At 68.2% G+C, this 14,362-nt stretch carries 14 protein-coding genes; 8 read left to right on the plus strand and 6 right to left on the minus strand.

The genetic code is table 11. The features are described from left to right. Window positions 1–62: 62 nt before the first annotated feature. On the minus strand, window positions 63–764 hold the full coding sequence (locus tag ACIRPX_RS22980) for a DUF5324 family protein (protein WP_404197549.1): 702 nt from the start codon (window positions 762–764) through the stop codon (window positions 63–65). Between the two features lie 374 nt (window positions 765–1,138). Between ACIRPX_RS22980 and ACIRPX_RS22985 the strand changes: the two genes are divergently transcribed. Both ACIRPX_RS22985 and ACIRPX_RS22990 read left to right on the plus strand, forming a co-directional pair. Next, window positions 1,139–1,672: a peptidylprolyl isomerase gene (locus ACIRPX_RS22985; protein WP_404197551.1), complete on the plus strand. Its 534-nt coding sequence runs from the start codon at window positions 1,139–1,141 to the stop codon at window positions 1,670–1,672. A gap of 98 nt (window positions 1,673–1,770) precedes the next feature. Beyond that, complete coding sequence (locus ACIRPX_RS22990; protein ID WP_404197554.1) at window positions 1,771–2,682, plus strand: rhomboid family intramembrane serine protease; 912 nt, start codon at window positions 1,771–1,773, stop codon at window positions 2,680–2,682. Between the two features lie 281 nt (window positions 2,683–2,963). Here ACIRPX_RS22990 and crgA read toward each other — a convergent pair whose 3' ends face one another. Next, on the minus strand, window positions 2,964–3,218 hold the full coding sequence (gene crgA / locus ACIRPX_RS22995; RefSeq protein ID WP_404197557.1) for a cell division protein CrgA: 255 nt from the start codon (window positions 3,216–3,218) through the stop codon (window positions 2,964–2,966). Window positions 3,219–3,359: 141 nt separating this feature from the next. Between crgA and ACIRPX_RS23000 the strand changes: the two genes are divergently transcribed. The 6 genes from ACIRPX_RS23000 to ACIRPX_RS23025 are packed head-to-tail and all read left to right on the plus strand — an operon-like array spanning window position 3,360 to window position 7,565. After that, window positions 3,360–4,139: a DUF881 domain-containing protein gene (locus ACIRPX_RS23000; RefSeq protein ID WP_404197560.1), complete on the plus strand. Its 780-nt coding sequence runs from the start codon at window positions 3,360–3,362 to the stop codon at window positions 4,137–4,139. 24 nt (window positions 4,140–4,163) lie between these two features. Further along, the gene (locus ACIRPX_RS23005; protein ID WP_404197563.1) at window positions 4,164–4,856 is read left to right on the plus strand and encodes a class E sortase; all 693 of its coding nucleotides are present in this window, start codon (window positions 4,164–4,166) and stop codon (window positions 4,854–4,856) included. Window positions 4,857–4,909: 53 nt separating this feature from the next. Continuing rightward, the gene (locus tag ACIRPX_RS23010; protein WP_384256072.1) at window positions 4,910–5,071 is read left to right on the plus strand and encodes a hypothetical protein; all 162 of its coding nucleotides are present in this window, start codon (window positions 4,910–4,912) and stop codon (window positions 5,069–5,071) included. Next, a complete protein-coding gene (locus tag ACIRPX_RS23015) occupies window positions 5,068–5,706 on the plus strand; it encodes an aminodeoxychorismate/anthranilate synthase component II (RefSeq protein WP_404197566.1) in 639 nt (212 codons plus the stop codon). The genes ACIRPX_RS23010 and ACIRPX_RS23015 overlap by 4 nt, the downstream gene beginning before the upstream one ends. Further along, the gene (locus ACIRPX_RS23020) at window positions 5,703–6,806 is read left to right on the plus strand and encodes a class E sortase (RefSeq protein ID WP_404197569.1); all 1,104 of its coding nucleotides are present in this window, start codon (window positions 5,703–5,705) and stop codon (window positions 6,804–6,806) included. The genes ACIRPX_RS23015 and ACIRPX_RS23020 overlap by 4 nt, the downstream gene beginning before the upstream one ends. Before the next feature lie 6 nt (window positions 6,807–6,812). After that, on the plus strand, window positions 6,813–7,565 hold the full coding sequence (locus ACIRPX_RS23025) for a class E sortase (RefSeq protein ID WP_404197572.1): 753 nt from the start codon (window positions 6,813–6,815) through the stop codon (window positions 7,563–7,565). A 75-nt stretch (window positions 7,566–7,640) separates the two neighbouring features. Here ACIRPX_RS23025 and pknB read toward each other — a convergent pair whose 3' ends face one another. From pknB to ACIRPX_RS23045, 4 genes are all read right to left on the minus strand, one after another. After that, entirely contained in the window at window positions 7,641–9,626 is a 1,986-nt protein-coding gene (gene pknB / locus ACIRPX_RS23030) for a Stk1 family PASTA domain-containing Ser/Thr kinase (protein WP_404197575.1), read from the minus strand. Window positions 9,627–9,795: 169 nt separating this feature from the next. Continuing rightward, on the minus strand, window positions 9,796–11,283 hold the full coding sequence (locus tag ACIRPX_RS23035) for a peptidoglycan D,D-transpeptidase FtsI family protein (protein WP_404197577.1): 1,488 nt from the start codon (window positions 11,281–11,283) through the stop codon (window positions 9,796–9,798). Next, window positions 11,280–12,722 carry an FtsW/RodA/SpoVE family cell cycle protein gene (locus tag ACIRPX_RS23040; RefSeq protein WP_404197580.1) on the minus strand — a complete coding sequence of 481 codons (1,443 nt, stop codon included), beginning with the start codon at window positions 12,720–12,722 and terminating at the stop codon, window positions 11,280–11,282. Before ACIRPX_RS23040 ends, ACIRPX_RS23035 begins: the two co-directional genes overlap by 4 nt. Before the next feature lie 27 nt (window positions 12,723–12,749). Continuing rightward, a complete protein-coding gene (locus ACIRPX_RS23045; RefSeq protein ID WP_404197713.1) occupies window positions 12,750–14,306 on the minus strand; it encodes a Stp1/IreP family PP2C-type Ser/Thr phosphatase in 1,557 nt (518 codons plus the stop codon). Window positions 14,307–14,362 lie beyond the last annotated feature (56 nt).

Genomic DNA, 14,362 nt, shown 5'->3' on the forward strand with positions numbered 1-14,362 from the left:
CAGCCGTGGGACGGGAGACTCTCAAGTCTCCCGTCCCACGGGGAAGTTCGGCACGCGGAAGATCACCGGCCGTCGTCGTGCTTCGCAGCCTCCTCCTCGGCCTCCTTGGCCTGCACCTCGGGGTCCAGCACCGACTTGCCGCTGCCGTCCACCGAGGTCAGCCGGCTCGACTCCGGAACCTCCGTCGCCGCGGGCGGCTCGACCAGCCAGTCCGGGTTGGCCTGCTTGTCCCACCACTTCCAGGCGGCGAAGGCGCCGCCGGCGACTGCGCCGACCATCAGCAGGAACTTCACCGCACGGCCGGCCTTCTCGCGCCGCTCGTGCCGGCGGACCAGCTTCCGGATCTCCTTGGACGACACCTGGCCGCGCAGTGCGACCAGCGCGGCGGCACCGCGTGCGGTGGCCTCGTCCTTGATGGGACCGGCGGCGGCGACCGCCTGCTCGATCCTGGGCCGGGAATAGTCGGCGGCCTGCCGGGCGGCCAGCCGGGTGCGGACCGCGGCCTCATGGGCGGCCTGGTCGACCTTCGGCGGCACATGGGTCATGGCCTGCTCAAGGCGTGGCGCGACATGGGCGTCGTACTGGACGCGGGCCTGGTCGGCGGCCTGCGACACCTTCGGCGCGAGCCGTACGCGTGCCTCGTGTGCGTAGTGCGCGGCCCTGTCCTTGGCCGTGTCGGCGTAGGGCGCCACCACTTCCGCGGCGTGCAGCACGCTGTCCTTCGCCGAACCGGTCGCGGCGCGCACGCTGTCGATGCGGGTCACGGGTTCCTCCTCCTCGGTGGCGTACGGTATTTCGACTTTCCACCCTTTTACGGATCATGCCTTCGAACAGACCCCGGGGCATGTGAGGGCGGGCATCCGGGTCATGCAAACCGACTCCGACCGACTGCGACCGGGAGACGATCAAAAGCTGATCAAGAGCCGAGCGAGTCCAATAGAGGATGAATACGGGGCAACAGGCGCTTGTCGTCGACAATGCCACGGATCGCCGCCGAGCGCTCCCGGCCCGGACGGACTCGGCTGTTTTTACTGCAACCGGCTTCCCCATATCCGTATCTGTAGACGGCCGTCAGGCCACGAGTGACGTGGGCCGTGCGAGGATCGGGGCGTTACAGCAAGACAACGGAAGGCACACCGTGGCCGAGCAGCTCTACGCCACCCTGAAGACCAGCAGTGGCGACATCGAAGTCCGGCTTCTGCCGAACCACGCGCCCAAGACGGTCCGCAACTTCGTCGAGCTCGCCACGGGCGGGCGGGAGTGGACCAACCCGTCGACGGGCCAGAAGTCCACGGACAAGCTGTACGACGGCACGGTCTTCCACCGGGTGATCAGCGGATTCATGATCCAGGGCGGTGACCCGCTGGGCAACGGCACCGGCGGCCCCGGGTACCAGTTCGAGGACGAGTTCCACCCCGACCTCTCCTTCAACAAGCCCTACCTGCTCGCCATGGCCAACGCCGGCCCGGGCACCAACGGCTCGCAGTTCTTCATCACGGTCTCCCCCACGACGTGGCTGAACCGCAAGCACACGATCTTCGGCGAGGTCACCGACCCCGCCAGCCAGAAGGTCGTGGACGCGATCGCCGCCGCGCAGTCCAACCCGCGCACCGACCGCCCGCTCAACGACGTCGTCATCGAGTCGGTGGTCGTGGAGACCCGCCAGAGCTGACTCGCCGCAGGGCAGGAACCAAACGCCCCGCTCATCCGTAAAGATGGGCGGGGCGGTGCATTTCTGCACGGCGCACCAACGACGACGTAGGGGAACTCATGGACCAGGCGCCAGGCAGCCCGCAGGGCCCGGAGGATCAGGGACCCCAGCATGCCCAGAGCCTGCCCGGCTGCTACCGCCATCCCGATCGCGAGACCGGCGTCCGCTGCACCCGGTGCGAGCGGCCGATCTGTCCGGAGTGCATGATCGACGCCTCCGTGGGCTTCCAGTGCCCCGAGTGCGCCCGCGGCGACTCCGGCACCGGCCACTCCCCGGCGGCGTCGCGCCCCCGCACCCTCGCCGGGGGCAGCGTGGCCGCCGATCCGCGGCTGGTCACCAAGGTGCTGATCGGTATCAACCTGGCCGCGTTCCTCGTCCAGAGGTCCGTCGGGGACCGCTTCACCAACCGGTTCGAGCTGATCGGCCAGGCCTACGTGCCCCTCCTCGGCGACATCGAGGGCATCGCGCACGGCCAGTACTACCGGATGCTGACCGCGATGTTCCTGCACGGCAGCTACATCCACATCCTGTTCAACATGCTCAGCCTGTGGTGGATCGGCGGTCCCCTGGAAGCCGCGCTCGGCCGCGCCCGCTACGTGACCCTCTACTTCGTCTCCGGACTGGCCGGCAGCGCGCTCACCTATCTGATCGCCGCCCCCAACCAGCCCTCTCTCGGCGCGTCCGGTGCGATCTTCGGCCTCTTCGGCGCCACCGCGGTGCTCATGCGCCGCCTCCGCTACGACATGCGGCCGGTCATCGCGCTCCTGGTGATCAACCTGATCTTCACGTTCAGCTGGAGCAACATCGCCTGGCAGGCGCACATCGGCGGCCTGGTCGCCGGCGTGATCACCGGGTACGCGATGGTGCACGCCCCGCGCAAGCATCGCACCCTCGTGCAGTACGGCACCTGTGCGCTCGTCCTGGTCGTCGCCGTGGTCATGACCCTGGTCAGGACGTCCCAGCTCACCTGATGTGCCTGGTTGTCCACAGCGGGTGGCGAATCTTGTGCATAGCGTGCGGGAACAGCTGTGCCCCCTGTCACTGACCGTGTTTACGCAGGTCAGGCAGGGGGCGAACATGCTTGCGAAGAGCCTTGTGATGGTCGTACCAGCGTCAACGCCCGATGGGTTATCCACAGATCGTCGTTCTTTATCCCCAGGGGCTCTGTGGATTCTTCCGGAGGCTGTGGATAACTCTGCGGATAGCCCTGGGCAGAGCTGTGTTCACCGGGTCGTGGCCCCGGCTTCGGCCGCTACTTCCACTGCGTGGAGACGCCGAATCCGGCGGCGATGAAGCCGAAGCCCACCACGATGTTCCAGTTGTCCAGCTGGTCGATGGGCAGGGAGCCGTCGCTCACGTAGAAGACGACGATCCAGGCGAGCCCGATGAGGAACATGGCCAGCATCACGGGCGCGACCCAGGCACGGCTGTTCAGCTTGATGCTGGCCGTCTGCTTCGCCGGCGGCGGCGTGTAATCGGCCTTCTTGCGGATACGTGACTTCGGCACGAGGGTCTCTCCTGTCGATGCGCTGCGTGGCCGCGCAGGGAACTGTGGCTGGCTCCGGGGCAGCGTACAAGGGGACTCTTTGACTCCCCCGGGCGTCCGTTAGCGTAGTGCTTCCGCGGCGCCGAAGGAGATAAGGGTACGTTGAGCAATTCTGCCGACTCCCCCCAGGCCGGATCCAGCCCTGACCGCAAGCGGGGTTTCCGGCCCGTCCGTGTGCTCACGGTGGCCGTCTTCGCCCTCGCCGGGCTCATCTTCTTCACCAGCTTCAACACGGCCAAGGGCACCAACATCCGCACGGACACGTCCTTGCTGAAGCTTTCCGACCTCATCCAGGAGCGCAGCCGCAAGAACGGCGGACTGGACGACTCCAACGCCCGCCTGCGCCACGAGGTGGAGTCCTTCGCCCGGCGTGACGGCGGCAGCGGCACGGCGCAGGACGAGAAGCTCGCGGGCCTGGAGAAGGGAGCGGGCACGCAGAAGGTGAAGGGCACGGCGATCACCGTCACGCTCAACGACGCTCCGCCGGACGCCACCGCCAAGCTCCCCGGCTACCCCGACCCGCAGCCCGACTACCTGGTCATCCACCAGCAGGACCTGCAGGCCGTGGTGAACGCGCTGTGGCAGGGCGGGGCCAAGGGCATCAAGGTGATGGACCAGCGGCTGATCTCCACCAGCGCCGTGCGCTGCGTGGGCAACACCCTGATCCTCCAGGGCCGCGTCTACTCGCCGCCGTACAAGATCACGGCGGTCGGGGACCCCGGCAAACTGAACAAGGCGCTCTCGGCGTCCAAGGCGATCCAGAACTACATGGTCTACGTGAATGTCTACGGCCTCGGCTGGAAAGTCACTCAGGACGGGACGGTGACTCTGCCCGGCTACTCGGGCACAGTGGATCTGCACTACGCCCAGCCCGTGGAGTGAACCGGATCGTCTCGGGAGCTGCCGGTGCGTCTCGTCATCAGGACCGTCAGCGAACTGTGCATCACCGTGGGCACGCTGATCGTCCTGTTCGTCGTCTACGTCCTGTTCTGGACCGGTGTGAGCGCGAACGGCGCGATGAACCACCAGATCGACGTCCTGCACAACCAGTGGTCCAGGCAGACCGCCCACCCCACGGCGACGGCCGCGGCGGGCAGCCCGGCGAGCCCCCCGAAGCCGGCGCCGTACGTCGCGGGAAAGCCCTTCGCGATCATGTACATCCCGCGGCTCGGTTTCACGTGGAACAAGCCCGTGCTGGAGAACACCGAGGTGAGCACCCTGAAGAAGGGGCTCGGGCACTACGCGAACACCGCCCAGCTCGGCCAGGAGGGCAACTTCGCGGTCGCCGGGCACCGGCGCACGTACGGCGATCCGTTCGTGGACTTCCCCAGGCTGCGGCCCGGTGACGCGGTCGTGCTGACCGACGGGACGACCTGGTTCACGTATCGGATCGACAAAGGCCCCTACAAAACGGTGCCCACGGACGTTGAGGTGATCGACCCTGTGCCACGTAAGTCGGGGTATACGCGCGAGGGCCGCTATCTCACGCTGACCACGTGCGATCCGGAGTGGGGACACAGCCATCGCCTGATCGTGTGGGCGCATCTGGATTCCACACAGCCTGTGGAGGCCGGGAAACCAGCGGCTCTGCGCCGTTAGTCTGGTGCGGGTACGGCGGGCATCTGGTGCCGTGACGGAACGGAAGGGACGGCATGTACGGCTGGATCTGGCGGCATCTGCCGGGGAACGCGTGGTTGAAGGCGCTGATCTCCCTCGCGCTGGTCCTGCTGATTGTCTACGTCCTCTTCCAGTACGTCTTCCCGTGGGCCGAGCCGCTGCTGCCCTTCAACGATGTGACGGTGGACAACCAGTGAGCGCACGGATTCTCGTCGTCGACAACTACGACAGCTTCGTCTTCAACCTCGTCCAGTACCTGTACCAGCTGGGTGCCGAGTGCGAGGTGGTGCGCAACGACGAGGTGTCGACGGCGCACGCCCAGGACGGCTTCGACGGGGTGCTGCTGTCCCCGGGGCCGGGCAAGCCGGAGGAGGCGGGCGTCTGCATCGAGATGGTGCGGCACTGCGCGGCGACCGGGGTACCGGTCTTCGGCGTGTGCCTGGGCATGCAGTCGATGCAGGTGGCGTACGGCGGTGTGGTGGACCGCGCGCCGGAGCTGCTGCACGGCAAGACCTCGCTGGTCGAGCACGGAGGCAAGGGTGTCTTCGCCGGCCTGCCGACACCGTTCACCGCGACCCGCTACCACTCCCTCGCCGCCGAGCCGGGGACCGTGCCGGCCGAGCTGGAGGTCACGGCCCGCACCCACGACGGGATCGTCATGGGCCTCAGACACCGTGAACTCCCGGTCGAAGGCGTGCAGTTCCACCCCGAGTCGGTGCTGACCGAGCACGGCCACCGGATGCTGGCCAACTGGCTGGTGGAGTGCGGTCACCAGGACGCGGTGGCGAGGTCGGCGGGGCTCGCCCCGGTGGTGGGCAGGGCCACGGCGTGACCGCGCTGCGCCCCGAGCGCGAGTCCGGCGCCTCGTACGGGCAGGAGCCGTACGAGGCGTCCGGCGCGTTCGAGGAGTGGTCTGTCGGGCAGCAGGCGTACGAGCCGTCGGCCGACGAGACCGCGTATCTGCCACCCGTCGACGAGGAGACGGTCGCGCTGCGGATACCGGAGCCGCCGCCCAGCGGGTCCATAGCGTCCTCTGCCGCCTCAACAACCTCATCCGCCACAGGAACCGCCACGGGCGGCCGTGCGGCCCGCAGAAAGGCCGCCAAGCGCCGTCACGGGCGTCGTGGAGGTCATGCGGCGGGTGCCGCGGCTTCGGCCGGGGCCTCCGCGGGGAGTTCGGCCGGGCCTTCGGGTGCCGGTGACACCTCGTCGGCGCCGCTGTCGCGCGTCGAGGCGCGACGGCAGGCCCGCGCCCGCAGACCCGGCCCGGCGGTCGTGGCGAGCCGGGCGATCGGCGAGCTGTTCATCACCACCGGCGTGCTGATGCTGCTGTTCGTCAGCTACCAGCTGTGGTGGACGAACGTCCGGGCGCACGCGGCGGCGGACAAGGAGGCCAGCAGCCTGCAGAACGACTGGGCCAGCGGCAAGCGCGCGCCGGGCACGTTCGCGCCGGGGCAGGGCTTCGCGATCCTCCACATCCCCGAGCTGGACGTGGTCGTACCGATCGCCGAGGGCGTCAGCAACAAGAAGGTGCTCGACAAGGGCATGGTCGGCCACTACAGCGAGGGCAGGCTGAAGACGGCGATGCCCTCCGCCAAGACCGGCAACTTCGCGCTCGCGGGCCACCGCAACACCCACGGCGAACCGTTCCGGTACATCAACCGGCTGAAGAAGGGCGACGAGGTCGTCGTCGAGACGCAGGACAAGTACTACGTCTACAAGATGACGTCGACGCTGCCGGTGACGTCGCCGAGCAACACGAGCGTGATCTCGCCCGTGCCGCCGCAGTCGGGATTCACCGAGCCGGGGCGGTACATCACGCTGACGACCTGCACCCCGGAGTTCACCAGCAAGTACCGGTTGATCGTCTGGGGCAAGATGGTCGAGGAACGGCCGCGCAGCAAGGGCAAGCCGGATGCGCTCGTCGAGTAGGGGCGGATGAACGTGGCAGCGACCACCGACGGCACTCATGAGGACACCGACGTGCCGGTGGCACCACCGGCAGGGCGCCGGCGAGCGGGACCCGTCGCGACGGCGGTGAGCGTCTTCGGTGAACTCCTCATCACGGCGGGCCTGATCCTGGGCCTGTTCGTCGTCTACTCCCTGTGGTGGACGAACGTGATCGCCGACCGCAAGGCGGACCGGCAGGCCGACCGGGTCCGTGACACCTGGAGCCACCAGGACACCGGACCCGGCGCGCTGGACACGAAGAACGGCGTCGGCTTCCTGCACGTCCCCGCCATGAAGAACGGCGAGGTCCTGGTCGAGAAGGGCACCTCGACGGACGTCCTCAACGACGGCGTCGCCGGGTACTACACCGACCCCGTCAAGGCCGCCCTGCCGATGACCGGCAAGAAGGGCAACTTCACCCTCGCCGCCCACCGCGACGGCCACGGAGCGAAGTTCCACAACATCGACAAGCTCAAGAAGGGCGACCCGATCGTCTTCGAGACGCGCGACAAGTGGTACGTCTACAAGGTCTACGACATCCTCGCGGAGACGTCGAAGTACAACGTCAAGGTCCTCGCGCAGGTCCCGAAGGAGTCGGGGAAGACCAAGGCCGGCCACTACATCACGCTGACGACGTGCACGCCGGTCTACACGAGCCGCTACCGCTACATCGTCTGGGGCGAGCTGGTCCGCGTCGACAAGGTCGACAGCAGGCGGACACCGCCGAAGGAACTGCGCTAGGAACTCCGACGCCGTGAGCCCCGGTCCCCTGCGAACAGGGGGCCGGGGCTCTCGGCGTGACTGCCGGGGGAGGAACTAGCCGGTACCGCCGAAGAAGTTGGTGCCGCCGTTGTTCCCGCCGTTGTTGTTGCCCCCGATGGTGACCAGGTTGACCGAGGTGCCCTGGTCGACCGTGCTGCCGGGGGACGGGTTCGAGTTGACCACGATGGCGTTGTCGTCCTGGGAACCCTGGATGTTGCCCACCTGCAGATTCGCCTGCTGGAGGGCGTTCTTCACGTCCTTGAGCTTCTGGCCCTGGATGGCCGGAACCTGGGTCTGCTGGTTCTGCTGGGCCTTGCCGATCTGGATGTTGACCGAGGAGTTCTTCTTGACCTGGGTGCCCGCCTGCGGGTCCGTGCTGACGACCTTGCCGACGAGGTTGGGGTCCTGGGTCTCGACCTCGGTGCAGTTGCCGGTCAGGTTGTTGGCCGTCATCTGTGCCTTGGCCTCGTCGCAGCTCTTGCCGGAGACGTCGGGGACGACCGACTTCTCGGCGGCCTTGGCGATGGTGAGGGTGATCGTGGAGCCCTTCTGGACTTCCTTGCCGAGATCGGGGTTCTGGGCCAGGACGGTGTTCGGCTCCTCCGAGGACTCCTGCGTCTTCGTCTCGACGTTGAACTTGTACTTGTCGGCCTCGAGGATCTGCTTCGCCTCGTCGAGGCTCTTGCCGAGGACACTCGGCACCGCCACCTTCGGCGCACCCGTCGACACCACGAAGTCGACGGCCGACCCCTTCTTGACGTCGGAGTTCTTCGCCGGGTCCTGCGAGCAGACGTTGCCCTTCGACTGGTCTTCGCACGGCTGCCGCTTGATGGTGCCGACCTTCAGGTCGCTGTTGGTCAGCAGTTGCTTGGCGTCCGCCTCGCTCTGGCTGACCAGGTTCGGGACGGCCACCGTGTCGTTGCCGACACCGCCGTTGCCGCTGAACGCCCACTTGCCGATCAGGATCGCGCCCACCAGCACCAGGATGCCCGCCAGGATCAGCAGGATCGTCGAGGTGTTGGACTTCTTCTGGCGGCGGCGGTCCGGGCGTTCGTCGTAGCCGTAACCGCCGTCGTCCGGGTTCATCGGCGGCAGCATCGACGTGGCGCCGCCGTCGGCGGAGCGCAGGGCCGTGGTCGGCTGGTCGTCGCCGTAGCCGCCGTAGCCGACCGAGCCCATCGCCGCGGTGGCCGCGACGGGCTGGCCGTCGAGGCAGGCCTCGATGTCGGCGCGCATCTCGTCGGCGGACTGGTAGCGGTAGTTGGGGTCCTTGACCAGGGCCTTCAGTACGATCGCGTCCATCTCGGGCGTGATCTCGGGATCGAAGACCGACGGTGCCTGGGCCTCCTCCCGCACGTGCTGGTACGCCACCGCCACCGGGGAGTCCCCGACGAACGGGGGCCGCACGGTGAGCAGTTCGTAGAGCAGACAGCCCGTGGAGTACAGGTCGGAGCGGGCGTCGACCTGCTCGCCCTTGGCCTGCTCGGGCGAGAGGTACTGCGCGGTGCCGATGACCGCCGCGGTCTGCGTCATCGTCATGCCGGAGTCGCCCATGGCGCGGGCGATGCCGAAGTCCATGACCTTGACCTGGCCGTTGCGCGTGAGCATGACGTTGGCCGGCTTGATGTCGCGGTGGACGATGCCGTTGCGGTGGGCGTACTCCAGGCCCTGGAGGATGCCGACGGTCATCTCCATCGCCCGCTCGGGTAGGAGCTTGCGGCCGGAGTGCAGGAGCTCGCGGAGCGTGGAGCCGTCCACGTACTCCATCACGATGTACGGGATCGACACCCCGTCGATGTAGTCCTCGCCCGTGTCGTAGACCGCGACGATCGCGGGATGGTTGAGCGAGGCGGCCGACTGGGCCTCCCGGCGGAACCGGGCCTGGAAGGACGGGTCGCGTGCGAGGTCCGCGCGCAGCGTCTTCACCGCCACCTGGCGCCCGAGCCGGGTGTCATGAGCGTGGTAAACCTCCGCCATGCCACCACGGCCGAGCACTGGGCCCAGCTCGTACCGGCCGCCGAGGCGACGCGGCTCTTCCATAGCTACCTACCAGCCCTCTCCGTCGGTCCCGGCCGTCACTCGTGTGCGGCCGGAGGCTGCCGTCCGGGCCTACCGTACCCGGATCGCATTGTGTGACCTGGCCAAGCCCGTCACCCGATACAGGACCGGTATCGCAACGTGCACCGATGTGAAGGGGACGTGAGCGGGGTCACTTCTTGGAGTTGATGACCGCCTCCATCACGCTCTTGGCGATGGGCGCCGCGAGACCGCCGCCGGAGATGTCGTCACGGTTGGCGTTGTCGTCCTCGATGACCGTGGCCACGGCCACCGGCGAACTGCCGTCGGGGAGCTTGGCGTAGGAGATGAACCAGGCGTACGGGTTCTTGCTGTTGGCGACGCCGTGCTGCGCGGTACCGGTCTTGCCGCCGACGGTCACGCCGTTGATCTGCGCGTGCGTACCCGTGCCCTTCTGGACGACCGTCTCCATCATCGACTGCAGGATCTGCGCGTTCTTCGACGACAGGGGCTGGCTCAGCTCCTGCGGGTCGGTCTGCGCGATGGTGTCGAGGTTCGACGACTGGAGCTTGTCGACCATGTACGGCTTCATCAGCTTGCCGTCGTTGGCGACCGCGGAGGCGACCATGGCCATCTGCAGCGGGGTCGCGGCGGTGTTGTACTGGCCGATCGAGGACAGCGCGGTCTGCGAGGAGTTCATGTTGTCGGAGAAGACCGAGGCGGCGGAGCGCACCGGCGTGAACTGCTCCTCGTCGAAGCCGAACTTCTTGGCCTCGGCGAGCATCTTGTCGTTGCCGAGGTCGGATCCGATCTTGCCGAAGACGGTGTTGCACGAGTACTGCAGTGCGACCCGCATGGTCGCGTTCTTGCAGGGGATGTTGCCCTCGTTCTTCAGCTCGGTCGTGGTGCCCTTCATGATGTAGGGCAGCGGCGAGTCGGTCTTCTCGTCGGCGGAGTTGTAGAGGCCGTTCTCCAGCGCGGCCGCGGCCGTGACCACCTTGAAGGTCGAGCCGGGCGGGTAGGTCTCGCGCAGCGCCCGGTTGAGCATCGGGTCGGCCGGGTTGGCCTTCTTCTGCAGCTTCTGCCAGGCCTTGGCGTCCGTGTTCGTCGAGTTGCCGGCGAAGGACGAGGGGTCGTACGACGGGTAGGAGGCCAGGGCCAGGATCTTGCCCGTCGACGGGTCGATCGCGGCGACCGCGCCCTTGCCGCCCTGCTGCTTCAGCCCGTCGTACGCGGCCTTCTGCGCGGCCGCGTTGAGCGTGGTGACGACGTTGCCGCCCTGCTTCTGCTTGCCCGTGATCATGTCGAGGGTGTTGCGGAAGAAGAGCCGGTCGTCGGTGCCGGTGAGGATGCCGTCCTCGATGGACTCCAGCTGGTTGGCGCCGAAGGCCTGCGAGGCGTACCCGGTGACCGGCGCCCACATCGGGCCGTTCTTGTAGGTGCGCTTGTACTCGAGGTCGTTCAGGCCGCTCTTGCTGGTCTTGGTGGAGCCGGTGACCGGGTCGCCGTCGACGATGATGTCGCCGCGCGGCGTGGAGTAGCGGGCGATGGTGACGCGGCGGTTCTTCGGGTCGTCCTTGAGGCTGTCGGCCTTGAGGTACTGGAGCCAGTTGTCGCGCAGCAGCAGCGTGAGGACCAGCAGGCCGCAGAAGAGCGCGATCCGGCGCAGGGGCTTGTTCATGACGGGCGGACCACCTGGGTCATCTCGGCGTCGGGGTTGCCGGCGGGCGCGGGCGCCGGGCGGCGGGCGGTGTCGCTGATGCGGATGAGGATGCCGATCAGCGCCCAGTTGGCGAGGACCGACGAACCGCCGTAGGCCATGAACGGCATGGTCATACCGGTGAGCGGGATGAGTCCCATCACACCGCCGGCCACGACGAAGACCTGGAGCGCGAAGGCGCCGGACAGGCCGACGGCGAGCAGCTTGCCGAACGGGTCGCGCGCGGCGAGGGCGGTGCGTACGCCGCGTTCCACGATCAGGCCGTAGATCAGCAGGATCGCCATGATGCCGGCCAGGCCCAGCTCCTCGCCGAAGGTGGCGAGGATGAAGTCGGAGTTGGCGGCGAACCGGATCAGGTCCGAGTGGCCCTGGCCGAGGCCGGTGCCGAGGGTGCCGCCGGAGCCGAAGGCCCACAGCGCCTGCATGGACTGCTCGGAGTGGCCGATGACGCCCTGCTGGCTGAGCGTGTACTCCTTCATCGGGTCCAGCCAGGCCTGGACACGCTGCTGCACGTGCGGTTCGAAGCTCGCCACACCGACGGCGCCCGCCGCGGACATCAGCAGACCGAAGACGATCCAGCTGGTCCGCTCGGTGGCGACGTACAGCATGATGACGAACATTCCGAAGAACAGCAGCGAGGTACCGAGGTCGGTCTCGAAGACCAGGATGAGGATCGACATCAGCCAGACGACCAGGATCGGTCCGAGGTCGCGGCCGCGCGGCAGGTACAGGCCCATGAAGCGGCGGCTGGCGAGGGCGAGCGCGTCGCGCTTCACCATCAGGTAGCCGGCGAAGAAGATCGCCAGGGCGATCTTCGCGAACTCACCGGGCTGCAGGGAGCCGAAACCCGGGACGCGGATCCAGATCTTGGCGCCGTAGATGTTGGCGCCGAGGCCGGGCACCAGGGGCAGGACGAGCAGCAGCAGAGCGCCGAACATCGAGATGTACGTGTAGCGCTGCAGGACGCGGTGGTCCTTCAGGAAGATCAGCACGACCACGAACAGGCCGATGCCCAGCGCGGTGTAGAGCAGCTGGCGGGGCGCGGCCTGGAAGTAGTTGGGCAGCGACTGCAGCAGCTTCGACTGGTCCAGACGCCAGATCACCACCAGGCCGAGGCCGTTGAGCAGGGTGGCCAGCGGCAGCAGCATCGGGTCGGCGTACGGCGCGAACTTCCGTACGGCGAGGTGGCCGACGGCGGCGAGCAGACCGAGCCCGAGCCCGTAGCTCAGCAGCCCGGCCGGCACCTTGTCGTCGATGGCCAGGCCCACGTTGGCGTAGGCGAACACGGGGATGACCACCGCGAACACCAGGAGCGCGAGCTCCGTGTTGCGCCGGCTCGGTGCGCCGATCGCGCCGATCGTGGACGTGTGATGCGTCGATGTGTTGGTAGTACTGCTCATCGTGTGACGGGGCCTCTCACGGCTTGCCTACTGCTTACCGCACAGCGAGACGACCTTCTGCTCATCCTCCGAGAGGCTGGGGCCGGGGCTGGGGGTGGGAGCGGTCGCTGACGTGGACGGGGTCGGTGAGGTCGAGGGGCTCGGTGATGCCTTGGACGTGAGGGAGGCCTTCGTGGTTCCCGTGGTGCCGCCCGCCTGGCCCGTGCCGGTCTTCGAGCTGTTCTCGCTCTCGGCCGCCTGCCGTTCGGACTCCTTCTTGCACGCGGAGGCCTGCACGGCCAGCTCGTCGATCTTCGACCGGGCGTCGGCCAGACCGCCCTCGGCGATCGTGTTCTTGACCTGCTTCTGCTGGTACGGCGGCAGGTACTTGAGTTCGATCTCGGGGTGGTCCTTCTCCACCTTCGACAGCGAGACCCAGGCCAGGTCCTGGCTGATGCCCCGGTACAGCGCGACGTGTTCGTCCTTGGCGCCGACGTAGTACTGCGTCTGCGTCCAGCGCCAGCCGCCGTACAGGCCGCCGCCGATGACGGCGAGCGCGAGGACGATGTAGAAGGATCTCTTCGCCCACTTGCGGCCCTTGCGGGGCTTGACGAAGTCCTCGTCGGTGTAGTCGTCGAAGCCGCCCGCCGGGACGTAGCCGGTGGTGTCGCCGGAGCCGGGCGGGCCGAACTCGCCGCCCCCGCCCTGCCCGGGCAGCTGGCGGCCGAGGCCGGAGGCGCGGCCCGCGGGGGTCTGCATGATGCCGTTGTCGTGCAGCTGGTGCTGGTTCTCGGCGACCGCGCCGACCACGACCGGGGTGTCCGAGAGCTGCCCGGCGAGGGTGTCGGAGGTGTCCAGGTCCAGCACGTCGGCGACGATGACCGTGATGTTGTCCGGGCCGCCGCCGCGCAGCGCGAGCTGGATCAGCTCCTGCACGGTCTCCTGCGGTCCCTGGTAGCTGGCGAGGGTGTCCTCGAGCGTCTGGTGCGAGACCACGCCGGACAGGCCGTCGGAGCAGATCAAGTAGCGGTCGCCGGCGCGGACTTCACGGATCGACAGATCGGGCTCGACGTGCTCGCCGCTGCCCAGCGCCCGCATCAGCAGGGAGCGCTGGGGGTGCGTGGTGGCCTCTTCCTCGGTGATGCGGCCCTCGTCGACCAGGCGCTGCACCCAGGTGTGGTCCTGCGTGATCTGGGTGAGGACGCCGTCGCGCAGCAGGTACGCGCGCGAGTCGCCGACGTGCACGAGGCCGAGCCGCTGGCCGGTCCACAGCAGGGCGGTGAGGGTGGTGCCCATGCCCTCCAGCTGCGGGTCCTCCTCGACCATTCCGCGCAGCTGGTCGTTGGCGCGCTGCACGGCGGTGCCGAGGGAGGTGAGGATGTCGGAGCCCGGCACGTCGTCGTCGAGCGCGACGATGGTGGAGATGGCCTCGGAGGAGGCGACCTCGCCGGCCGCGGCGCCGCCCATGCCGTCGGCGATCGCGAGCAGGCGCGGACCGGCGTATCCGGAGTCCTCGTTGCCCTCCCGGATCATGCCTTTGTGCGATCCGGCGGCGAAGCGCAGTGACAGACTCATGCGCACCTCGCCCGTCGGCTCCGGGTACATCCGCACGGTGCCCACCCTCCGGTCGGGAGCGCGCCGAGGCCCCTGGTGGGGGCCGC

It is taken from the genome of Streptomyces sp. NPDC101225 (genome assembly GCF_044767585.1).
GTDB lineage: Bacteria > Actinomycetota > Actinomycetes > Streptomycetales > Streptomycetaceae > Streptomyces.